Here is a 21,289-nt window from a genome sequence, read left to right on the forward strand (position 1 = left end):
CGATTACATCGAGATGTTTTACAACCCAAAACGACGCCACAGTTTCAACAATCAGCTGTCACCGGTAGAGTTTGAAAAGCGTTACGCAGCGAGCCTTGAGAGTGTCTAGAAAACCCGGGGCGATTCATCACGAAGCCGGGATATGTGGGGAATAATCCAGTCAAGATCTGCTAGCTTGCAGAAGATGACGCTGTAATCGGCCGTGAGCATGAAGCCTTCACGTGACTGTAGGGTTCGGGTCAGGGCTGGGCCCTCAACAGTGATGTCCTGCCACAGCCAACCCGCATGTACGAGCGGGTGGATGTCCTCAGCAAGGAATGTAGATTTCCCCAGTTGAATGAACACCTTGTTTCTCGCTAATGCCGCTTTCTCGGGATGTTCAGCCGCATTGATGAGTTTTTGAGCAAGATCAGGTTGTTGCTCCAACAGGTAAGATTCGTGCGCTGTGAGCTTCGAGAGGAGATCTTTGGGGAACACGCTTGAAGCAACCTGCAGTGGCTCCAGGGCTGTGCCTACTTCTTCGCTTTTCTGCTGCCGCGCTTCCGCCAGAGGGATGGCTTTGGGTGTGCGCTTCCCTTGTCCCATAATAGAATTTAGAGAGATTTTCTCTTGGCGAGGCAACAGTTCTAGCGTCGCTTGGCATAGCCCAGGTTGCGTACCATCGTTAGATGGCTCGATGAAGCCTAGCTCAACAGGAGGGAGATTTTCTTCCTGTGGAGAGTCTATTGCCGTTGAGTTCGGGCTCAAGAAGAGCAACATTTCCTCGAGGGTGGGAGGGGGGGAAGGAGGTGTTGGATCCTCCTCAGCAACCGCATCCAAGTCTTCACCTGGTTGGGTTGGGGTGGTGCCGGCTGTATCGCCAGTTGCAGCAACTGAACTCTCATCAACCAGTGCATTTTCGGTCGGGGTCTGGCCTTGATTCAGGCTCACTCCAGGCGATGACGTCGCTGGAATCGCAGCTTTTTGAGTCTGTGCTACTTTTTTCTTTCGTGCTGGCTTGGACGATACGGACTCTTTAGGAGATGAGGAGCCCGAGTCAAAGTCAGTATCCTCGCTTGAATCACCAGTTAGATCAGCACCAAATAGGTCGACCTGATGCTCGCTCAACGCATTTGCTGCTGCTCCGGCCGTATCGTTTGGAGCAATAACCTCCTTCTGCTTTCCCTCCCTCCCGATGCTTATAGAAACTGGCGGGGGAATCGGTGTGGTCGGAAACAAGATATCCGGATTCAAAAGCTTCATGCAGCGTAGCGCCGGCCCTTTGCCGTTCTTGCGCAATAGGTGTGGCGTAATCAGCCAGTGCAGGTCGCCACTGGGGGCCCTTTCTGCTATCCCGTGATCTACTAAAGTGCCAATCAGCGTGTCAGGCGATCGAGGAATGGCCACGACCCCATCAGCAACGAGCATGCTAACGATCTCTTCCGCACCTTGGTTCCAAGCGATATAGACACCATCAGTGGCAACCCATACACGGCCACCAGGAGTGTTGATCTTCCAGGTTCCATGACTCAACAACCTTAGCATTGCATCCGACACCAACCGCGGTACCGGGACTCCTGTTGCGTGACCTCCACCATTATTTGATCCTCGATTGAGGTCACGCTTGGTGGATGCTGAGTCGGCCCATTTAACCAACTCGGTCAACGGAGAGTTTCCGGTACCGGAAATTGCGTTCAGGAGAGCTTCATAGATGTCGTGGCCACCTTCAATCAGCCATGCCTGTACAGCCGGGGGAATGATGCGTGTGGCTTGCGCTACAGAGACCTGAACATGGTTGCCATGCCTATTGGAATTCCAGTGAAGGAAATAGCGGGCCAGCTTGTGGCGTGCTGACCAGTCATGGAGTGTCTCTTGCGCATAGATCCACTGGTTGTTGCCCTCAAAATCAGTAGCTCGAATGTCCGTGAGCGGTTTCCCTGCGTCGTGGAGCAACCCCGCCGCAATTCCCGCGACGTACCACCGGCGCAAACGCATACTTCGGCGTGCTGGGGTCTCATTAGTATCGAAGGCGGTCGTGAGGCACCCGTCCAGGGTGAGCGAGGCGACCTCAAGACTATGCCGGAGCAATCCACCTGGGCCGGAATGATGGTGGTTCTCCGACGCCGGCAGCATGTGCGCCAACTCGGCGAAATTTACCAGGATCGGCTCAACGTAGAGTTTGAGCTCGTTATCAGGCATACCGACTGAATGAATAATCCGGTCGTACAACTCGTGCTGATAATTACGCATGAACCACTGGCCGGGAACCCCACCCGGATAGCCCTCTTGGTAAGGTGGGTACCGAAGATTTCGCCAGTTATGGTTTTCAAGATAACGCTTGATTTCAGGAGTAATCATCTGCTCGGCCGGATGCGCGAAGCTGTCCATCAGAGACCGCTCGCTACGTGGCCACAGGCGTTTCAAGAATGAAAAAGGAGGCATACGCTTCTCGGCCATATTGTGTGCTGAGAATGATGCGTGAGGGATACAGGCTTGAGTTTCGATTTCAGGCCGTTTTATGGTCGAAAAAAAGCCCGGCAAGTGCCGGGCTGAGATGTTAGAACCAGAAGGTCCCAAAAAATTGTGACGGTTCTTCGACCGCCTCAGATATGGCTTCCACCTTTTGCCGTATGCGAGGCAACGGCTCAGGTTTAGCCTGACTTTCATCGTATGAGGCATCCACAGAGAACCTCGTGGCCATTGACGAACCGGTCTGGTGTCTAGCAATCACATCAAGTGGAATAACCCCCTTTAGCTCATGCGCCACACCTTTCCAATCCACAGTGCCAGCCACTTCATAACTCGTGACTTTCACACCAAGAGCATCGGCCCTCCGGAACTCTCCAAGCAACGGAAAGATCTCGGCTTCAAGGTCTTTTGCTTCCTTGGTGAGCACTTTCAACTGGGCTTTCAGCTCAGCTATTTTGCTCTCCTTCGCCCTTCTGGCACTTGCTAACGGACGCCAAACAGCCAGGTTCAGCCTATCCAGCGGAATAAGGTCCCGCATTGGATTAGCCTCCGGCGGCACCCCGCGCATCACTAGCCCCCAGAAGAGCTCTTCTGCCTGAATGATTCGTCTCACCAGGAGGTCATCCCAGTCGACGATCAGACAGCAAGGCTCATGCTTCGGCGACCAAAACCACAGGTAACCGCGCCGCGCACCACTGACGATCATCTGATGCAGCACTTGCCAGCGGTAGAGCTTGAATGGCGTGCTGTGCTCCCTAAGCTGCAGTACCTCCAGATGGTTGGTCTCAGAAAGATTTTTGATCTCTACCGGTGACTTATCATCCAGAACCCCATCGAACGACGCCCGAATAAACGGGTATGCGGTCGACTCTGCACAGAACGGCAAAGCAATTTTGCCGTACTTATCCTCAAAGGCTTGTAGTGCCATCGGTTCGAATTTGACTCCCCTCCTAACCTGCGGGATTACCGACAAGTCAGCTGGCTCGACAATTCCGACCAGTTCTTTCCACAACTCCAGGGGCGTTTTATCTGGGTTCTCACCCATGATGACCGCGCAACTGGTTGCACTGATCCCTTCCCTTCGCCATATATGCCACTCAGGCGTCCGCTGTGCGATGTCAACGATGTGCATTGTTGACACCCCCATAGAGCACCGGCATGAAGCTGGATTCAAAGGTCTTCATCTAATTTCTCCTTTTCTCAAGTTCACCACTCTTGTTCGAAAACCAAAGTGGTACCCCCGAAAAGGCGAACCCCCGGAGGGCTTTCGCCCTCAGGGGATGTTTTTTCACTGGTGCTCCCGTGACCCTCACGCCTACGCAGCCTTCGCATAGCGGGAGTAGATTTCTGTTCGCTTTCGCATGGCATCCTCGAAGCTCAACTGACCTGCATTGCAAGCCTGAATCACTGCAACGATCTCCATGCCACGCTTCCATTCAGCGGTGCCAGACACTCGATCAAGCGCCCCCATATCGAGAAGCGCATAACCATCGTCAAGCATGTCGCCTATGCAAAGCTCTGGCGTGTCGTGTGTGCAATGGCCAGTGAAGCCATCACTCTGAAACGCCTGCCACCTGAAGCGCCCTTGCTCTGATGCGTCAGGGACCAGAACACCCCAGGCTTCCCGGCTCCGGTGCTTCAGCGTTAAGCCAATTCCATGTATAAAAAACTGACAGAGCAGGTATTCCAGAAGAATGAGCTTCACCTGAAATTGCTCGATCATTTCATCCGCGTATTCGGCGAACGCACCACCCTCTTCTTTGTTCTCCCCCCAATTAGCAAGGGAGTCCTTAAGGCTCTTAACGGTTGACGGTCGCATTGTTCTGCTCTCCTGCAGGGGAGTTGTTCAGAACGGCAAAAAAACCCGGATGAGCTTTCTCTGCTTTGTCGATCGCTTCACCGAAAGTGCTTGCTTCGCAACGGAAGGTCGTCTTCTGCTTTGTGCCCAGAACGACCATCGATAGGATGTAAGTCCGCATGGTGTATCTCCTTCTCAGATTTTTAACCCTGAAAAAGAGGCACCGTCCCTGAGAGGGGATGCCCCCTCAGGGTGAAACGAATACAGATTTCTACTTAGCAATGTGTCTTGGTTTCCCAGAACAACTGCTCTCGTTAGAAGCCGTTAGCTTGTTGGTCGATCCTAGCGCAAAGAGCCCTGGCCTTATCGAGGTCGCGAACTCGAATTATTCGAGCCTCTCGATTTGCCTGAAGTAGCAGTTGTCGAGAGCAATGTGACTCGGCGCTAACAGATTTTATTTCCTCGGCAGATGCATCACTGAATTCATTATTCAGATCCACTCCGACGAGAAACAGAGCCGCTAGTACAGCAGCGGCCCCTACAATTACGATCACTTTTTTCATCACTTAATTTCCTTATAGGGAGCGACGAAGGGCAATCACCTGGCGGGATGTGCCCCGTCAGGGAGTTGTTTTGTCCTACGCTTTACGGCAGCAATAGGGTCAGGATGAAGACGATCAAGTCAGCCATCTTGTTGGTTCCTTTCTGAACACGGAGCCCCTTAACGGGAAAGCCCCGCAGGGTTGTGGTCAGTTCGAGACGCCCTTTGCAACAAGGCCCCTCATAGAGGTTTTAGCGTCAATCACCTTGTGAATGAGCAGCGTACTGCGCAGATTTCAGTTGGGTTACTGCGTAATTCCGAGCTTCTACAGGCCACGTCGAAACGTACTCGAGTGCGGGCTCCCAACTTTTGGCGTCACGAGCTCGCCGAACGACCTCCGCAACCTTCTTGATCACCTTGTCGGATAGATCTGCTGGCGGCGGCACCTGACTTCCGTCACGGACAACTTCACCTTCAATCACATCATCTGCTTGAGCAGGTTCTGCAACCCCAGGTTTAGCGGTCTGTTCCGGCTGCAATGTGGGTTCTAAGTGTTGATCTGCCTGGTTAGAGGTCGGCAACGGCTCAGGTTCCACCACTTCAGCAGAGCCCATAAATCGCTCAACAACTTCGACTGGCACATCGTTGGTAGAAAATCCTTCGCCAGCGTCTGTATTGAGGTACTGAATCACTCCGTCCAGCTTTGAGCCGGTTTGAGGCCAGTATTTTCTTGCGATCTTGATAGCAGACTTCTTGCGCATGGAATCTTCGAAGTCGACCCAGGGGCCTTTCTTCTTCCGTTTCCACAGCTCGGAAGCATCACGTGCGGCACAGATTTCATCAGCGGTAACCGCTTCAACGTGCACTCGCCCATCAGGCAGAGAAGCTTCGACGTAGCAACCTACAAACTCTCCACGATCAGCCTTCTTGTCGAAGGGATTGAACGTATGAATAGGGCTTTGCCGCTTACCTCTGTACTCGAATTTGTCTTTCGAGTAGACCAATTCAACGATGCAATCACGGATTGCAGCGTCGTTCACGGCGACTTTGACCATGCCCCTCCAGGACACATCCAATACCACCTGCCCATCTCGGGGCACCAAGTAAGCAAGCTGTCGAGATTGATTGAGGGTCAGTCCGTATGCCGCAACCTGGCTAAACGCATTTCTAAGGCTTAGTGGGTTAGACGTCGCACATTTGCATAGATAGTCGTTGTTCATCATGGCTTGCGATGCATAAAGCAGCTCATTTTTGAACATAACGTCAGTCTTCGACGACTCCACGAGCTTGATAAACTTTTCTGCTTGCTTCGCAATGATTGCAACTGCGTTTTGGAAGTTATCGCTCATATCATTTTCCTTTCTATAAAGAAAACGCACCCGTAGGTGCGTTAGTTCTTGACTGGCTTTTGCCTAATTAGATGATGTTTAGTAGCAAACGGCTAATAGGGGCAAAAGGGATGTCGTCGTCGAAGCTATCGAACCCTGCACCTTGCTGAGGAGCCGGTTCACGCTGTTGCTGGCTAGGACGTTGTTGAGGGCGACTCTGTTGGGGTTGACCTTGAGAATCGCTCCGATCTGGTTTACCACCCAGGAGCTGCATCTTGCCCTGCATGTCGACGATAATTTCGGTGGTATACCGCTTAATACCGTCTTTTTCCCACTCTCGTGTTTGAAGCTTACCTTCGATGTATACCTGCGCTCCTTTACGCAGATACTCACCAGCGATTTCAGCGACTTTTCCAAACAAAGAAACACGGTGCCATTCGGTCTTTTCGACTTTCTGTCCTGTCTGTTTGTCAGTCCACTGTTCACTTGTTGCAAGGCTGAGATTGGTCACTGCATTACCGTTAGGTAAGTAGCGAGTTTCTGGATCTTGGCCACAGGTACCAACCAAGATCACTTTATTTACGCCGCGAGCCATAGTATTTCTCCATTTAGATAGAACTACGGGGCGGCATTACCCCAGACGGAGGCAATAGCTGCCCCGTTGGGGTTTGTTTTTTCATGGTTTTTTTGGTTGTACTTTTGAGACGGCCAACAAGCCGACCATGCGACGAAGCGCATGACTAAATCAATCCACACATGTGGGCTGACTTAATCTGGGAATTCATGATGGCTGAGATTCAACCATGAGGCGCTGGGCCTGGATGGACTGCAAGGCATGCAGTCGGGATTTATGACGCCGATGTACTCGACGTAATAGAAAGTCTGCAACAAGCAGAATCCAATGGCAAGCGGGATTTGTGTCGACGTTTTTTCAGTCGCTTTTTCGTCCTGAAAACGGGCCATCCCCTTTTCTGTACGGAGGAAAATGGTACTTACCAGCCTCTGAGGATCAACCATGCACCACCTTAAATCTCTCCTGCCGCTAGGCCTGGCCATTGGCTTGGCGATCACAGCGGGTTGTGCCAACAAGCCAGAACCCCCTGCCTTGGGAACAGCGTTCGAAGTATCAAGCTACGAACCTGACATGCGCGAATACCACACTAGCTGGGGGCATACCGGCCGAGGCGGTGCAGCGCTGCGAAAGCCTGCCTATCAACCAGTTCTTGGCAGCCTCGACGTTCTCGAGATCACTGCAGGGAAACTTCACCCAGAACTGCAAGCACGTTTCACAACGAACGATAGCGTTTCTGTCCCCTCCTCCGTGTACCAGGCCAACTGTGCGGACTCTACGAATGTGGCGCAGACCTTCGCTCTGGGCCAACCCGCGGCAAGCGAGCGCATCGTTACCTTGGCTAACGCGGCCGGTTCAGTTGACGAGTACATAACCGTCCGGAACAAGCTCTGCAAAGGTGCGCAACGGTTGAGCTACGAGGAGTGGGTGATTCTCGTTGAGGGCACCCCAAAGGATGTCCCACTTCACCTGAAACAGTCTCTTTCCCCCTCCTACAAGTGATCTTTCATGTCTAAATTCAATCCCACTCTCGCTACCGCCATTGGCGTTTCCCTCGTGACCTCTGCCGTTGCTATCGGAGTGTCTTCCCTCATGAGTCAAAGCTACACCGACATGGCTGTGAAGAATGCCCTTGAGGAGCAGTTACCAGGGGCAGTAGACAAAACCCTCAAGAATCGTGAGATCGAGAAGATCAACGCTGCAAAGGCAAAAATCCTTTCCAAATGGAGCGGCGCATCTGACACGTCTATTGAAGGTCGCCACATCTACGGCAACAAGGACGCCCAGTTCACTCTGGTTGAGTTCAGTGACTTGGAATGCCCTTACTGCAAGCGTTTCCATGACACGCCAAAGCAAATGGCTGACAAGTCCGAAGGGCGTATTAACTGGGAATGGCAGCATTACCCCCTAGCGTTCCACAACCCAGCAGCCGAAGTGGCAGCTCATGCGTCTGAGTGTGTAGCAGAGCTTGCCGGCAATAAAGCGTTCTGGGCCTTCACTGGCGAGTGGTTCGCTCGCACCCAACTGAATGGTCAAGGTGTCGAGGACGTAGAACGTCTTGCGCAGGAAGTTGGTGCTCCCCTGGATGCCTACCGTCAGTGCATGGAAAGCGGCAAGTACCAGGTCTTGATCGACAACCAGGTGAAAAAAGGCACGAATATGGGTGTGACCGGCACGCCAGCCACTGTCGTCGTCGACAACCTGACAGGTAACAAACTGCTAGTGAAAGGTGCTCAAAGCACACAGGTGCTCCTACAAACCATGCAGCAACTGGTAAAAATGCGCGACGAGACTCCCAACCAGGAAAAGTTGGATCCCCCTTCTGCGGCCACGGTTCAGGAGATCGGTGCTCAAAAGTCTGAATAAAAGGGCCTGCCGGCTTGCTGCCGACGGCATTCGTTCGCCTTCGTGCGATTGTTACGCCATGACTCAGCAGCTACACGCTCGAGCCTACCTTTGCCACGTAATACGCAGGGCTAATAGCTGGGAAGAGGTTTTCGATCCCATTTCAGCCAATAGATACACCCTCTTTGCAAATGAAGAGGTCTTTATCGCCGCTGACCTGAGCGCAGGGCTGGTGTTCTCGGTCATAGCCGGCTGGTATTTGAGGAACGGCTTGGCCACTTTCCGGCTTCACCTAGAAGTCGACGACTGCAACCCCGCTCCGGCGGGGTTTTTCTTGTGCTTGGGATATTCGACAGCAGTGATGTACTGAATTGACCTCAACAAACGTATCAGGGAGATACGCCATGACCGATTTACCCCGCATTGCATCGTTTCGCCAACTGGACGAGTACCTGAAGAAAATTGGTGTTCCTCGCGACGAACAGATGATCCGCAACAATATCTATATCGCACCGCTTGACTGGTTTGCTATCGAAGAAGGCTTCAATCTGAGGCCCATAGATCCTAACCATGCCGAAGGCTTCGCAAAGTCTTATGAGCTGGGCCTCTATGTGCCCCCGGTAGTCGCCGAATTGAAGATCATCGACGGCAACCCACGCCTGGTTATTCGCGAAGGTCACCATCGCCTAACTGGCGCTCTCATTGCTGATGGGCGCGGTGCAAACCTTCCTGGCCTGATGGTCAACGAGTTCAAAGGAAATCAGTCCGACGCTGTTGTGATGATGATCAAGACCAGCGAAGGAAAAGAGCTGCTGCCGCTGGAACGAGGAGAAGGCTACAAACGCCTGGCCGGGCAAAACTGGAGCCCAGCACAGATCGCCGATCGCATGAACAGGAGCATCACTCATGTTGAGCGACTGTTGCTGCTCGCCAACGCAGAAGAGAATGTCAAACAACTCGTCCGAGAGGATTTAATTAAAGCATCACCCGTTATCGATGTTCTGGCGGAACTGCGAGGAACTGGGCAGAACGCATATCCCAAGCTGCTGGGGATGATCGAAGGTGCGAAGGCCTCAGGCCGCGCCCGCCCAACGGGCTCAGACGCCAACAAAGCGCTTGGTAAGTTCAAGGTAACGCCTAAGGAGGCAATGAGCGCGTTCAGCGCACTGAGCGGCCTTACAGGAAGCTTGCGACATCAGCTCAAGTACGGAGGCGATGCACAGCATGAGTTGCGGCTTGACTCAAAGGCGGCGGAATCGCTGCTGAAGATCCTGGATAAGTACGAGGCCAGCCAGAATACGGCTGAAGCCGGAGGAGCCAGTGATGCTGCACATTGAGCGAAAGGTTGGGGAGTCTATTCGGCTCAGTGACAACATACAGGTGATCGTCACTAAGGCTGCGAACGGTACAGTCAGGTTGGCGTTTGATGCGCCGAAAGAGGTGAAGATCTACCGCGAAGAGATCTACCAGCGCATCCAGAACGGAAAGATGCCCTGATAGCACATTAAGCCGCTTGACTTCACTTGGGATCACCGCCGAAAACGGTAATCTATGGCTATCGAAAAAGGGAGTTTCACAATGAAGAACAGCAACATATCGATCCGTACTGGGTTCCTAGCTGTGGGTATCGCCCTCTTGGTCGGGTGCTCTTCTCCGCAGAAGGTTAAATCCGTGCAACTGCCCGATCCGCAGACAGTACCTAAGGAAAAATGGTCTGATGCGATGCACGTTTTGACTGCCATGAAGATTTCTGGCCAGCGTGACGTGCCGCGTGAAAAGGCTGAGTCGTTTGCTAGCACTGCACCTGGCAACACTGCGGCAGCAGGTGCTGATGCTGCTGTTGCTGGTGTGAGTCTGGCGGCACCTCCCAGCGGGTTTAGTGGAGGTGCTGCTGCGAGCGCAAGTCTCGGTCTTATGATCCTTGGCGGATCTAGCGACCCTTCGCATGCAACACAGGTTGTCGCCTGGGTTCCTGCTGATCAAGCGTCCAGCCCAGCGGAAGCATCGGCTCTCGCACTGGCGAAAGTAGAGGAAGCTCGTAACAGGGTGTTCGTGAAGGGCATGTCCAAGCTGCCAATGCATGTCGGTAAATATCCCGATGGTCATTCCCGGGCTTATGCCTCTTTGGCTGATAGCTACGCTGAGAGGCCCATCCCATTTACCGACGCACCATCCCCAGCACCCGAGTTTCTGAAGTCGGCCGCAGCATACGGACCCATCTTCATCCGCGACAATCAGTTCGTCCTGGACGCCTCAAAAAATGGGATGACGGTGTCAGATGCCATGCTTCTCGCTTCGCGCAACTTACCCGCTTGGATCTACATCTACCATCCAGGCCAAAAGCTACGGAACAACTCAATTCCAGCTGCTATTTTCAATCAGGGGGAGGCGAAGTACTTCATCGGTAAGTAGCTGACACATGAAAAACAAAGCCCCGCTATGCGGGGCTTTTCTATGCCTTAGAGTTACTTCAGATCTTTTTCATACTGTTTTTTAACTCCGTCTACATCGAACCCATTCAGTCTTTCGAGGTTCCGATCCAGGGTGTTAAGCCGTTTGGTCCCTTCAGATAGACCACCAAGGCCGCTACCGCCGCCAGTTACGTCCTCAAGTGAGACCGTAGAAGCAGTCGGCAGTCTTCCTGCCAAATTTAACATCCCGATCCACTCTGAAAGGTCGACACGAGTCCAATCCATCTTCGCCATCTGAGTTGGCGTAATCCCTTCGCAGGAAGGTGTCTTGGTCTCACCCCAACCGAGCCCCAACTGCTCACGAGCGGACTCCTGGATGATTCTCGCAACCACCGATCCAAAGCAGCAATATGCCTCCCTTTTTTCAACACAAGAGCCCAATACCTTAGAGGCACAGTAGCTTCCGACGAAGTGGCATTGGCGGGTTTCCTTTTTAGCGCCCAGCTCGAACTCCTTCTCTTCGCATTCCCATATGATGTTGATTAACAGATCGACAATCACATAAACCATGTACACCCAGCCGATAATATTCAGCACCATCGCAGCATTAGCCCCAAGGCCGGTAACCGCACCATCAGCACCGGTAGCAAACACAGCGTCAGCCGCGGCTCCTGCGCCCATTTCTACCATTGCATCGTAAGCCTTCTGCATGAGCCAGGTTTGCAACTTACTCAAAGCTGTTTGCTCTAAGGTGCCGCTGAGAGTCTTCTCGAAAGCGCCTGTCGCAGCATCTACGACTGTCCCCCACTGGCCCTTCACTACAGAAGTACCGGCGGCCATTACTGCGTTACTGCCGGCGGCCCAGTAGCCAGGAGAGAACAAACTACCTGTTCTGTTGAGTGCCTCAAGCGAACTAGTCATCTTGAGAGTATTCATCGTCAGGTTTACATAGTCGAAAATGCTAACGCTTTCGGGAGCTTCGCAGCAGTCGACATAACCACCAAGTGCCTTCTTGCACTCCATTGCATCGCCTTTGAAAATCTTGCACTCATTAGCCTCGTTGATGTCGGTACCGTCACCCCCACAATCGAGGTCGTGCTCTGCGAATTGAGCGACCTGAAGCATGGCAACGGCATAGGCGAAGTCACCGCTCTTCGTATTCGAGGTGTCAAAACATTCGCTACCCATACAGCGTGCCCCACCAGGACAGTCAATTTGGGAGCCTGTATTAACAATCGTTTCATAACTCGTGTCATAACCGCAGTCCCAAATCTCCTCAAAGGCATAACAACTACCGCTTTCACCTTTAGTGCCTTCTATACATCCCTGTGAAATAAACCCACAACTCGGATCTTCTTCATACTTGGTACAGGTGTTGGTTCTCGAAGATGTAGTTCCACACCCAGTAACTCTAACTTGCTCGGCTAAGCGTGAGGTACCTAGAGGACTGGCTTTGATCTGATCATAAAGGGGCGAGCCTGGGCAAATATGGACTCCTGCTATGGTTCCGCATTCGCCTTCACTTTCGACCCCCTTAGTCACTTTAATCGAGCCCGATGTACACTCGCCATTTAGAACTGCTTTACCCTGATTAACACAGCTTTGAGGTGTCCAGACATCAGATTCGATTTTAGACATTCTAAAACGAACCTCTCCGGAGAGCACAAACTCCAAATCGCCATCAGATTTGGTGTCCTGTATTTGTATTATTGCTTTTAACCCATTTTCACAGGTTGGTGCCTGTATTATTCTTTGATTGATCGAAGTATCGAGTATGCCTCCGAGCCCATGCTCTGGCCATAGACCTATTCCCATTGAGTCAATCTGACTAACCTTATCTGTGCAATATTCCTTATAATCAGCTTTGGATACACTCCCATTGAAAAGTGTTCCGTCTGAGGGTGAAATCGTTTTCCATGTACCAGCAACAAAATCAAGTTCAGCAGTTGCTATGTCTCTGCCGTTGGCAGCAAAACGCCCTACCAAAGCTTGTGAGGCTATTTTAATATCATGATTCACGCCGCAACTTTCTGCGCCATTCGTAGGGCACTGTTCATTTCCATTAGCATCCCTATAGCACTCCATCGGACCTTTGTAAAATGAGCACTCGGCACTCACTGTGGCCTTTTCACACAGAGGATCAATACTTGAGTGCGGCGAAGAGGTCATATCTGAACCGCAAACGCGAGCACCGTTCTTCTCAATACAGCCATTAGCGTCTACATCTGGCATGGAAGTGCAGGATATTTGAGAGTCTTTACAAAACCCATCATCTATCATGTTGAACATAGGCAGACGTTCTTTCGGCCCCCAACCGTTATCAACGAACGCTTTAGCCGGATCATATATTATTTTGATTCTTGCATACCCTTCACCGCGACCAGTAACGGACGTCCTGGTTTTGAACGTAATCACATCATTACTTTCTGTAAACTTGTCTGTTATGTCTGCGCCAGGAGATACATTCCAGTTAGTGCTACGCTCACAGCCTCCTGCCGTTTCGGGCGGAAACACTCCTGGTGTATGAGACCATAGCACTTTATCGTCAAACACAACTTCAAAGTAGTCGTCGAAAACCGCATTATCTACTGTTGCTGAAATAATTGAATCCTTTGCGAGCACCCTAAACCTGGTGTACTCCTCAAAGATCTTGCATTGCCCACTCCAGTAGTTATCACCTACGGTTCCTACCCAGATATATAAACATCCTACACCACAGGATTGAAAGTTAGGCTGTCCAGATACATATTCGACAACGCCCACTTTATAATCATGTGTGAATTCGACGCTACCGCCTTGATCAACCACGCGCTCGCAGGTTTTGTAATTTGCAACATGGGCGTTTTTGGTTACCGTTTCAAAAACATCTGTTCTTTTACAATCTGAGAAGTTTTGCTTGAAGCCGTCCATAAACTCAGGGGATCTAACTTTATCTGCCTGGTTAAGCATAGGGTCTTTCGAGAGGTCCACAGAAAGTCGGTTACCGCTGTCGATTAACGTTCTATAAGCATCGCCTTCGGCCGAGCTCTCGGATTTAAGACGAGTATTCGCCTGGATCCCCATATCAATGGTCTTTACATCGTCCCCGTAAACCTTTTCCAGTGATGCTGTATCTCCAAGATCAGGGAACAGATCCTGAAGAGTAACGGAGGCGTCGCCACCATCAAAAGCCTGGAGTACTTGTTGGCCTACTGACTGCCCTGCTGAAGACCCAGCCGTCACTGCGTCAGCCCAGGCCGTGAACGTCATACTGTTAAGGTACAACCCTATAACAGTCACGTTGACCATTCGTCTCAGTGTTGTTTTCAATGGTTGTCGCATCGATCGCATGTCCAAAAATGGGGATGCTTCGATGCTATGTGAAGGTCTGAAAGTGATGGGTCGGTTTCAAGCAACAAAATCGCCTGAAAAAGCAAAGCCCCGACTGGTGGGTCACCGGCCGGGGCTCGCTATATTTTTGATCATGCCTCAGGTGCTACTAAGACCTGGCCATCACTCGGAATCAGGTGGTGAATAACCGCCCATGATTTTACGAACCGGGTATCAGGATCGGAGGATGAAACCGTTCTGGCGATCTGCTCGGGGACTTTGAACACCCGTCCAGACTCGACCATCAGTTCTTGAAGTTTTTGGCAAAATAGTGCGTTTGCTGCGGTCATGTTCAACTCTCCAGGTGTGGGTGATCCCCGGAGCCCTTCACACGGAAGGACTCTGGTGGATCACCCACGGAGGGTGACCACGCAGCAGTCTAGCCGAAGCTAGACTTTAATCCGTTCACTGGGTCTACCCATGCGGGAAGACTCAGTGGGCCTTGATGTTCGTGCCGTGTTTCTTGTCGAGACGATCAGCGACCACATAACCAATCACACCGGCTAGAGCCAAAACGCTGACAACCCCTACGATTGCGTAAACAAGCATCTGCATCGAGTCCATTTCATTCTCCTTTCGGATTTCTTAACGCTGTTACCAAGGATACCACCAAATCGGCGATCATCATTACCACACCAAGCACCAGACAGAACGATACGACAAGCGGATGCGTCCCTGGTGTAACGATGGAGACAAAAGCAGCAGCCAGTAAGCTGCAGCCCACGCCCATAAGTGAAGCCTTGATCCAGTCAAAAAGTATTTTCTTGAACATATTTTTTTCTCCTCAAAAAGACGAGGAGCCCCAACGGGATTCCCCGTCAGGGTTTAATTATCTCTAACTCCAAGCCATTCGGTTGAACTAGAGGAACAACAATAAAGCCGTTTTCTTGCGAATAAATCGCATACGTTAATTTCGACTCTTCTGCCAACGATGATGCACTGCGAACAGCGTCAATTGCGTTTACATGAAACATCGCAAAGACCTCCTTCGAGACAAAGACTTAAATAAAACCAGAAGCTCATGAGCTCCGTGTCTTATTGAATCAAAGCACGCGACGTGCCTAGATTATTTCTTCGGCATTAAATTGCTAAGCAATTCCAACGCCGGCATCTATTGCCTTAAAGAAAAGTTGAATTCCACCAACAACAATTGCGAAAAGAACGATGATAGTTTCATAGGCATTTCCGTTAGCAAGATATGCAGACGGAGCACTACCCTGACGGGAAGAAACCTCCCCGCCGCGGATTTTTATTCACAAATAAAACCAAAATCCAGAAAGTTGGATATCGATAAATTAAGTGCTATTTTTTTAGCCGGTTTGAAAGCGTGGCTCTGCTTTTTGTGCCTCACCCTATAAATGATGAGAACACTGCCTGAACGCATACACGACTCAGGCCTTGGCGGACATGCTCATGCATGGCGCTAAGTTCAAAGCACAGAGGGATCTGTACTGAAGGGGTTCTTGAAAGCTCGACCCTAGGCCAGCTTTGTGCCTGCGATGATACCAAACCGATAATCTTTAACAAGACATAGAACAAAAAAAGGGGACCCTAAGGCCCCCCTTTTACACTTAAAGCCCACTCGGTGAGAACACCTTATGACCACGTTTATTACGGAAACGATCAACAACCATCTCCATTGGTTCTTCCAGCTTTATCGGCGGAAAAAAACCATGTCTCCGCGAGTGCTTCAGGTATATGACTCCTCCTGTTGACAGCTCCCACAGGTGAACCTTTGTGTCGCCTTTTGTAACCCAAGCCTTACGGTCTACCGAGGCCTGACCTTGCAAACGAGCAGCTTCAAGGATCGCGTTCATCGACTTCTCCATATATACGACAGGGAGAAGCCCCTTGGGGGATTTCTCCCCCATGGGTGGTTTATTTAGAGCGCCGGATTCGGCTTTCGAGCTTCAGCTTTTCCGGTGCTACTGAAAACCAGTAGCAATCCCAGTCCAGGAATATGATTGCCCCGGGCCGAAACTCATCGATCTCACGAACGAATCCAAGGATTGTCTTCCCCTGGATTTCGAGTCCGTACCCATTTATCACCGTTACGGTATCGCCAAGCATGAAGTCGCATGGAACAGGCGCGACATTTGCCATTTTTTCTTCAACAAACCTTTGCATTCCCGATATCCATTTTCATGGAGAACCCCGCCGGGGTTCCCCGGTAGGGTAATTTGCAGATTGCGTTGGCTAGCTCTTCAGCGTGCACTAAGGCGTACGCGCTTCGCTCCTGAATGTCTTGGCTTCGCCGGCCTGGGCATCCTTATAAGCATCCATCTGATTGTCCTTTTCAACGAAACGCAGAAAGGGAGAAAGCCCGAAAGGGGCTTTCCCCCCATCGGGCTTCTATTTACTTAAACAGTTCTTTGACTGCGATTTTCAATGTTGTAGCGCGCACATCTTCGAAGTCGCACATCATTGCTTCACAACATACTCGGAAGCTGAAGGGATGAACTTCGTCAGAAAGTACCCAGTCCATCGCTTCGCGCCAATTCTGCTCACTGACCTGAGGATGGATGATCTGCCTCAGAGTGATTTTCAGCAGGTACTCCCGCATCCAATCAACGTAATCTTCAGTGATTTCATCTCGTGCCTGCAGGGCTTCCAGCTCAGCGTCAGACATCTCCAAAATGTCGAGAAATCCAAATTGAACGACTCGCGCGAGGCTTGCCTTTCTCCGTGGTTTCCGCTCAAAAGAACGGCGCTGAATAATTACTTGTTCCCCAAACAGATCCAGCAGGGGCAACGCAGTCGCAGTATTTTCCATTTCAGACCTCCTCAAACCGACAGAGGCCTCCCACTAGGGAATGCCCCTAGTGGGTTGAATAGTTATTTGTTAGGCGGCTAATGCTTCGCGGACAAGCTCAAAGAGCGAGTTCTTGAGATTCGCAACCTCCCCAACAGCACGGTATTGGCTGAACAATGCTTTCAGGATGTGCTCCTTGGCATTTCCGAAACCAAGTCCAATGACTTCGATGCCGCTGACCTCACACCGCTGAATAAACTCTTTAGCTGCATGAGTAGTGCCTGCGTTCGGTTCCCCATCCGTTATGACGAAAAGAATCTTCTTCTCGCCCTTCGCACGAAGAACTTCAACAGCAGCCGGCCACAGTGCTTGCGCAAGAGGCGTAAGGCCCTCCGACCTCGCACCAAAGCCACCTTCGCTTACCGCCCTGATCAATCGCTCTTTCGGGCTCTTGATCAATGCGCAGCGCTCAACGCCATCGTTCGTCTTGTTGGGAAATGACATCGCGCCGGTTGTCACCAGCGGAAGCCCTTCCAGCGCGCTTAGGACCGCATAGACTGCGGCTTCGGCCTGATCCATCGCAGATTTCATACTCCCCGACTTGTCGAGAAGAATCTGGATAGATGCAGATTGACGCTCTGCTCGAGACTTGCTTCTAAACACCCGCGTTTCGCCGCCTTTCATCATGGCGATACGGCCAGTGTCGATCCGCTTGCCCTGCCGCTTCAGCCGAACACGGCAATCGACATGCGCCTGTAACAGCCCATTGAGGCACTGTCGCAAACCTGCCGATTGCTCGATGCCCAATTGCACACGGCGGACGCTCGCTTCATCGGATCGGTTCCTCCCCCTCCCATCCAGAGAGAATGGTCGGACCGGATTACCGTCGCGCACTGCATTACGGCCTAGCAACTCGCCCGCCTTGTCGCCTACTTCCGAGATCAACCCTTTCAGGTCGGCTTCAGTTGCATCCTTGGCCTGCTCGCGCAGGTTGCTGGCTTCTGGGGAAGGTTTGCCGCTGCCATTGCTGGAATGCGAGGTTACACCGGCATCGCTGCCGCTACTTGGTTGGGATTGGTCTTGGGGCTTGGAGCCGGACTGGCCTCCATCAGATGTTTCCTGCTTGGATTCGGGTTGCCCCTCCTCTTTGCCTTGATCATCTGAACCCGCACCAGCTTGCTTAGGCTCCTGATGCTGATCGCCTCCACCCGACTGTTGCGAGTCCTGAGGAGCACCCTCAGCACCTTGCTCGGGCTGCAGTTGCTCATCTCCCTGCTCATCCTCTTGCGAAGGCAGCAGGTCGATAATCGCGTCCACCAGACCGAGAACATCTGTTGTGCTCTCGCACGCCAGGGTGTTCTTCACCAGGGTAAGAATCTTATCCGTAAGGTCATTACCAAGAAGGGTCTCCATACGGGCCAGGTAGGCTTTTGCTGGAACCTCAAGCTGCGGTTCCTGGAGTAGCCAGTAACCGCCGTAGAGAATTCCGTTGTGAATCACATGAAGCGCCGGGCATTCATCCACCTGCTCAGGCCGAAACGGCTCAAGCAGAACCTTTCGATTCAGGTAGCGAATATCCGGCTCAGTACCTGGGTACTGATCCATGCTCAATCGTTCAATGCGTATGTCCTCAAGAATGTTCAGCAGATTCTTGCGGAAGGGTGTCGAGCATGAGTCGCGAAAGCAGCCCATGTCAGTGTTGCGGACATGGGAGCATTCGTGTGCGATGTACCCGAAGGACAGCGGCAGATCGTCGTCAGTGAATGGGACGAATACATTTTTTCCATCTGTCTTAGCCTGGACGCCCTCAACATGCACTGTGACCCCAGTTAACTCGGCCAGGTGCTGTGCGTAGATCGGCAGAGTGCCGACCAGGGATTGATTGCTCATCGTTTATCTCCTTTCTCGCCACCGCAAAAAGGAGTAACCCCGCGAGGAGGATTACTCCCACGCAGGGTTTGTTTGTGATGTCAGAACCAGAATGTGCCGAAGGGCATACCAGGTTCGGACGAATTGATTACGAAGAGCGGATCTGTCTGCTCCCCTGGAACGGACTCAGCAGGATCAGCTACCTCGAATGTTGCAGATACTTCGTTGATGCTGTCGTGACGACTCGGACAAGCTTCGCTTACGCCCAGCTCCTCCTCATCCCTCGATACAGCGTCTGCGGGTACCTCTGCAGCTGGTACAGCAACAACAGCAACGATGTCGATCGAGGCTTCGATCTCTACTGCTGCGGGAGCCTCAGTTTCAACACCAGCCGGGACGGCCGACTCAACTGAAGGGAATGCTGGAACGAAGGCCATCGATACATCTTGATGATCGTTGGCAATGTTCAGGTTTTTGATCAGCCGCTTGATAGATTCCTCATCAGAGAGGGCCGACACAAGGGCTACAACGCTGTTGTACTGAGAGCCATTAACCGCACCCGACTTTGGGAGAGCCGCTAGGACTTCCTCAATGTGTCCAGTTAAGGCTTGGACCTCGCTGGACAGAAACATCAGGCCGCGGAGCTTGGCGTTGATCTTCCGTACAGTGTTCAGCGTCGTTTGCGTGACATGGCCACGAGTGGCCAAGCCTGTTTCAAGCAAGCGCTCGGCTGTATCTGCCGTCTCAGCGTACAGCTGATCTGACAAACCACGGACCTGAGTACCCAGCGTGTTTGAGAGATGCTTGTCACCATCTGGGGAAACACGGCATGCCGCGTAACCAAAGTGCATCCCAGCGTCTACCTGCGCCTTCGGTGTTACCGAGGTGCGGATAGCGTCACGCCACTCCTGCTTCTCCCAGCCCTTATTGATCCACTCAGTGATCCAGCGTTCGTAATTGGGAAGAAAGTTATTTTTCAAGTCGTAGAATTGCGTTTTGAGCACTTCCAGTCGGTCTACAACCTCCTGAATTTTGTCCTGAGATACGGCATAGCCACCCAGAAACCTCACGCCACACTCTTCCACTACTTTCGTAGCCTGCCGTTTGATCTTCTCGAACGGTTTTAGCTTATCTGGGTCGATTACACGCATCGATCCCAGAGAAGCCAAAATTGTAGGAGGAATCTTACCCTCCAGCATTTCAGGCTTTAGTTTTTTCCTAGCAGTCCATAGATGGATGCCGGAAAGATCGACCAGCAATAGTTGGTCAAGGACTTTGATCTCACTCTGTTGAATGGACATTTCACGATTCTCCTTTCTCACATGCATGAAAAAGGGGGAATCGCGCCCTTGGGGGGGAGATTCCCCCTTAGGGTTTTTTACACAGCAGCTTTCCAATCGCCACCGAATACACTTTCGGCGATCTTACGAATTGCTGTCTTCTGAACTAGATCGCAGCGGTTGAGCAACGATTCATCCAGTGAAAGTTGAAGGGGATTAGACGCGCGTTGATGAGTGTATCCACAAGAGATACGCCCCCAACGAAGCAATGTCCGTGTGGACATTGTGACGCTCAGGTAATTACCACCTAATCCTTTATGCTGGTTACGAATTGAGTTCGCAACCTTAACCATATTTTTTGCCATATCTACAGGTAGCATTGGCAAAGTAGATATTAAGGTTTGTACTTCATCAGCTTCATCAAGGTACGGAACCTCAAGGACTCTGAATCGATCCAGCGATGCCAAGTTCTGCTGCATGGTGCCAGCATATACTCCTGAAGCATCGCCCTGCCCTGCTGTGTTACCACAAGCAACGAACCGGAAGTTTGGATGCGGCTTAATGACCTCACCGTTATTTTCTGCAATCACCAAGGGCCTCCCCTCAGTAACAGCATGCAAACCCACAGTAACTGCCGGATCAAGGGCGTCATATTCATCGATTACGAATACGAAGCCATGTCGCATTGCTTGGGTAAGCGGCCCATCCACAAACTTCGTGTTTAGGTCACCACTTACCGGATCGGTGACAGGCAGGTTGTAACCAGTAAGCTCTGGCATTTCCATTCGGCTATGAGCCGAAACGGTGATGCAAGGCCAATTGAGGTGGGCAGTGATTTGCTCGACGAGCGATGACTTACCAGTCCCCGTTGCGCCGATGAGCATGAAACTATCCCCAAACGGAGCGTAAAGCCAACCCATGAACGGCTTGACCAACATCTCGCGGAAGAAATACTTTCCGTTCTTCGGAGCGACGTGATGCATCCACTGGTGCCCATCAGCAAAACCAGGCGCTTTCGCGTTGGTATTGAATCCGAACTCACTCATTTCAACATGTGCGTTGAATTGCATTTTTTAA

The 21,289-nt window shown here is 51.6% G+C and carries 23 protein-coding genes; 6 read left to right on the plus strand and 17 right to left on the minus strand.

Annotated elements, in window-relative coordinates; translation table 11 throughout:
• On the plus strand, window positions 1-109 hold a 109-nt coding region (locus tag AC19YY_RS25885; RefSeq protein ID WP_138762977.1), incomplete at its 5' end, for an IS3 family transposase.
• Here AC19YY_RS25885 and mobH read toward each other — a convergent pair.
• The 7 genes from mobH to AC19YY_RS25920 all read right to left on the minus strand — a co-directional run bounded on the left by mobH (window position 106) and on the right by AC19YY_RS25920 (window position 6,710).
• Complete coding sequence (gene mobH / locus AC19YY_RS25890) at window positions 106-2,367, minus strand: MobH family relaxase (protein WP_500605088.1); 2,262 nt, start codon at window positions 2,365-2,367, stop codon at window positions 106-108. The genes AC19YY_RS25885 and mobH overlap by 4 nt on opposite strands.
• Window positions 2,368-2,536: 169 nt before the next feature.
• Window positions 2,537-3,580: a YqaJ viral recombinase family protein gene (locus AC19YY_RS25895; RefSeq protein ID WP_233096853.1), complete on the minus strand. Its 1,044-nt coding sequence runs from the start codon at window positions 3,578-3,580 to the stop codon at window positions 2,537-2,539.
• Between the two features lie 183 nt (window positions 3,581-3,763).
• On the minus strand, window positions 3,764-4,267 hold the full coding sequence (locus AC19YY_RS25900; protein WP_169990577.1) for a hypothetical protein: 504 nt from the start codon (window positions 4,265-4,267) through the stop codon (window positions 3,764-3,766).
• Window positions 4,248-4,427: a hypothetical protein gene (locus AC19YY_RS25905; protein ID WP_169990578.1), complete on the minus strand. Its 180-nt coding sequence runs from the start codon at window positions 4,425-4,427 to the stop codon at window positions 4,248-4,250. The genes AC19YY_RS25900 and AC19YY_RS25905 overlap by 20 nt, the downstream gene beginning before the upstream one ends.
• Window positions 4,428-4,560: 133 nt before the next feature.
• A complete protein-coding gene (locus AC19YY_RS25910) occupies window positions 4,561-4,809 on the minus strand; it encodes a hypothetical protein (protein WP_170058663.1) in 249 nt (82 codons plus the stop codon).
• Window positions 4,810-5,044: 235 nt separating this feature from the next.
• Window positions 5,045-6,136, minus strand: a complete 1,092-nt coding sequence (locus AC19YY_RS25915; protein ID WP_500605089.1) for a recombinase RecT — start codon at window positions 6,134-6,136, stop codon at window positions 5,045-5,047.
• Window positions 6,137-6,203: 67 nt separating this feature from the next.
• Entirely contained in the window at window positions 6,204-6,710 is a 507-nt protein-coding gene (locus AC19YY_RS25920) for a single-stranded DNA-binding protein (RefSeq protein ID WP_169990580.1), read from the minus strand.
• A gap of 420 nt (window positions 6,711-7,130) precedes the next feature.
• Here AC19YY_RS25920 and AC19YY_RS25925 point away from each other — a divergent pair, with 420 nt between their 5' ends.
• The 5 genes from AC19YY_RS25925 (at window position 7,131) to AC19YY_RS25945 (ending at window position 10,943) form a co-directional block, all read left to right on the plus strand.
• On the plus strand, window positions 7,131-7,688 hold the full coding sequence (locus AC19YY_RS25925) for a hypothetical protein (RefSeq protein WP_047229966.1): 558 nt from the start codon (window positions 7,131-7,133) through the stop codon (window positions 7,686-7,688).
• Window positions 7,689-7,694: 6 nt separating this feature from the next.
• Complete coding sequence (locus AC19YY_RS25930; protein ID WP_169990581.1) at window positions 7,695-8,552, plus strand: DsbA family protein; 858 nt, start codon at window positions 7,695-7,697, stop codon at window positions 8,550-8,552.
• A 383-nt stretch (window positions 8,553-8,935) separates the two neighbouring features.
• A complete protein-coding gene (locus AC19YY_RS25935; protein ID WP_169990582.1) occupies window positions 8,936-9,868 on the plus strand; it encodes a ParB-like helix-turn-helix domain-containing protein in 933 nt (310 codons plus the stop codon).
• Complete coding sequence (locus AC19YY_RS25940; RefSeq protein ID WP_169990583.1) at window positions 9,855-10,028, plus strand: carbon storage regulator; 174 nt, start codon at window positions 9,855-9,857, stop codon at window positions 10,026-10,028. The genes AC19YY_RS25935 and AC19YY_RS25940 overlap by 14 nt, the downstream gene beginning before the upstream one ends.
• Before the next feature lie 81 nt (window positions 10,029-10,109).
• A complete protein-coding gene (locus tag AC19YY_RS25945) occupies window positions 10,110-10,943 on the plus strand; it encodes a hypothetical protein (protein WP_169990584.1) in 834 nt (277 codons plus the stop codon).
• 53 nt (window positions 10,944-10,996) lie between these two features.
• On the opposite strand, the gene traN is transcribed toward AC19YY_RS25945, so the two are convergent.
• The 10 genes from traN to AC19YY_RS25995 all read right to left on the minus strand — a co-directional run bounded on the left by traN (window position 10,997) and on the right by AC19YY_RS25995 (window position 21,282).
• Entirely contained in the window at window positions 10,997-14,230 is a 3,234-nt protein-coding gene (traN, locus tag AC19YY_RS25950; protein WP_169990585.1) for a conjugal transfer mating pair stabilization protein TraN, read from the minus strand.
• Between the two features lie 173 nt (window positions 14,231-14,403).
• The gene (locus tag AC19YY_RS25955; RefSeq protein WP_169990586.1) at window positions 14,404-14,601 is read right to left on the minus strand and encodes a hypothetical protein; all 198 of its coding nucleotides are present in this window, start codon (window positions 14,599-14,601) and stop codon (window positions 14,404-14,406) included.
• Window positions 14,602-14,743: 142 nt separating this feature from the next.
• Entirely contained in the window at window positions 14,744-14,875 is a 132-nt protein-coding gene (locus AC19YY_RS25960) for a hypothetical protein (RefSeq protein WP_262379181.1), read from the minus strand.
• Window position 14,876: 1 nt separating this feature from the next.
• On the minus strand, window positions 14,877-15,083 hold the full coding sequence (locus tag AC19YY_RS25965) for a hypothetical protein (protein ID WP_169990587.1): 207 nt from the start codon (window positions 15,081-15,083) through the stop codon (window positions 14,877-14,879).
• Between the two features lie 799 nt (window positions 15,084-15,882).
• Window positions 15,883-16,128, minus strand: a complete 246-nt coding sequence (locus tag AC19YY_RS25970; RefSeq protein ID WP_169990588.1) for a hypothetical protein — start codon at window positions 16,126-16,128, stop codon at window positions 15,883-15,885.
• 61 nt (window positions 16,129-16,189) lie between these two features.
• Window positions 16,190-16,438, minus strand: a complete 249-nt coding sequence (locus AC19YY_RS25975; protein WP_169990589.1) for a hypothetical protein — start codon at window positions 16,436-16,438, stop codon at window positions 16,190-16,192.
• Between the two features lie 229 nt (window positions 16,439-16,667).
• On the minus strand, window positions 16,668-17,084 hold the full coding sequence (locus AC19YY_RS25980; RefSeq protein WP_169990590.1) for a hypothetical protein: 417 nt from the start codon (window positions 17,082-17,084) through the stop codon (window positions 16,668-16,670).
• Between the two features lie 69 nt (window positions 17,085-17,153).
• Window positions 17,154-18,953: a VWA domain-containing protein gene (locus tag AC19YY_RS25985; RefSeq protein ID WP_169990591.1), complete on the minus strand. Its 1,800-nt coding sequence runs from the start codon at window positions 18,951-18,953 to the stop codon at window positions 17,154-17,156.
• 80 nt (window positions 18,954-19,033) lie between these two features.
• Window positions 19,034-20,233, minus strand: a complete 1,200-nt coding sequence (locus AC19YY_RS25990) for a DUF3150 domain-containing protein (RefSeq protein WP_169990592.1) — start codon at window positions 20,231-20,233, stop codon at window positions 19,034-19,036.
• A 77-nt stretch (window positions 20,234-20,310) separates the two neighbouring features.
• Window positions 20,311-21,282 (minus strand): AAA family ATPase, encoded by a 972-nt coding sequence (locus tag AC19YY_RS25995; protein ID WP_099168933.1) that lies wholly within the window; start codon window positions 21,280-21,282, stop codon window positions 20,311-20,313.
• Window positions 21,283-21,289: the final 7 nt, after the last annotated feature.

The organism is Pseudomonas sp. MF09156, from assembly GCF_059862305.1.

Bases quoted from the DNA above. Each gene is read 5' to 3' on its own strand.
- AC19YY_RS25930 (WP_169990581.1), top strand. From the start codon at position 7,695: ATGTCTAAATTCAATCCCACTCTCGCTACCGCCATTGGCGTTTCCCTC.
- mobH (WP_500605088.1), bottom strand. From the start codon at position 2,367: ATGGACAGCTTCGCGCATCCGGCCGAGCAGATGATTACTCCTGAAATC.
- AC19YY_RS25895 (WP_233096853.1), bottom strand. From the start codon at position 3,580: ATGCACATCGTTGACATCGCACAGCGGACGCCTGAGTGGCATATATGG.
- AC19YY_RS25910 (WP_170058663.1), bottom strand. From the start codon at position 4,809: ATGAAAAAAGTGATCGTAATTGTAGGGGCCGCTGCTGTACTAGCGGCT.
- AC19YY_RS25940 (WP_169990583.1), top strand. From the start codon at position 9,855: ATGCTGCACATTGAGCGAAAGGTTGGGGAGTCTATTCGGCTCAGTGAC.
- traN (WP_169990585.1), bottom strand. From the start codon at position 14,230: ATGGTCAACGTGACTGTTATAGGGTTGTACCTTAACAGTATGACGTTC.
- AC19YY_RS25990 (WP_169990592.1), bottom strand. From the start codon at position 20,233: ATGTCCATTCAACAGAGTGAGATCAAAGTCCTTGACCAACTATTGCTG.
- AC19YY_RS25995 (WP_099168933.1), bottom strand. From the start codon at position 21,282: ATGCAATTCAACGCACATGTTGAAATGAGTGAGTTCGGATTCAATACC.
- AC19YY_RS25945 (WP_169990584.1), top strand. From the start codon at position 10,110: ATGAAGAACAGCAACATATCGATCCGTACTGGGTTCCTAGCTGTGGGT.
- AC19YY_RS25905 (WP_169990578.1), bottom strand. From the start codon at position 4,427: ATGCGGACTTACATCCTATCGATGGTCGTTCTGGGCACAAAGCAGAAG.
- AC19YY_RS25935 (WP_169990582.1), top strand. From the start codon at position 8,936: ATGACCGATTTACCCCGCATTGCATCGTTTCGCCAACTGGACGAGTAC.
- AC19YY_RS25955 (WP_169990586.1), bottom strand. From the start codon at position 14,601: ATGACCGCAGCAAACGCACTATTTTGCCAAAAACTTCAAGAACTGATG.
- AC19YY_RS25925 (WP_047229966.1), top strand. From the start codon at position 7,131: ATGCACCACCTTAAATCTCTCCTGCCGCTAGGCCTGGCCATTGGCTTG.
- AC19YY_RS25965 (WP_169990587.1), bottom strand. From the start codon at position 15,083: ATGTTCAAGAAAATACTTTTTGACTGGATCAAGGCTTCACTTATGGGC.
- AC19YY_RS25915 (WP_500605089.1), bottom strand. From the start codon at position 6,136: ATGAGCGATAACTTCCAAAACGCAGTTGCAATCATTGCGAAGCAAGCA.
- AC19YY_RS25900 (WP_169990577.1), bottom strand. From the start codon at position 4,267: ATGCGACCGTCAACCGTTAAGAGCCTTAAGGACTCCCTTGCTAATTGG.
- AC19YY_RS25980 (WP_169990590.1), bottom strand. From the start codon at position 17,084: ATGGAAAATACTGCGACTGCGTTGCCCCTGCTGGATCTGTTTGGGGAA.
- AC19YY_RS25985 (WP_169990591.1), bottom strand. From the start codon at position 18,953: ATGAGCAATCAATCCCTGGTCGGCACTCTGCCGATCTACGCACAGCAC.
- AC19YY_RS25960 (WP_262379181.1), bottom strand. From the start codon at position 14,875: ATGGACTCGATGCAGATGCTTGTTTACGCAATCGTAGGGGTTGTCAGC.
- AC19YY_RS25975 (WP_169990589.1), bottom strand. From the start codon at position 16,438: ATGCAAAGGTTTGTTGAAGAAAAAATGGCAAATGTCGCGCCTGTTCCA.
- AC19YY_RS25970 (WP_169990588.1), bottom strand. From the start codon at position 16,128: ATGAACGCGATCCTTGAAGCTGCTCGTTTGCAAGGTCAGGCCTCGGTA.
- AC19YY_RS25920 (WP_169990580.1), bottom strand. From the start codon at position 6,710: ATGGCTCGCGGCGTAAATAAAGTGATCTTGGTTGGTACCTGTGGCCAA.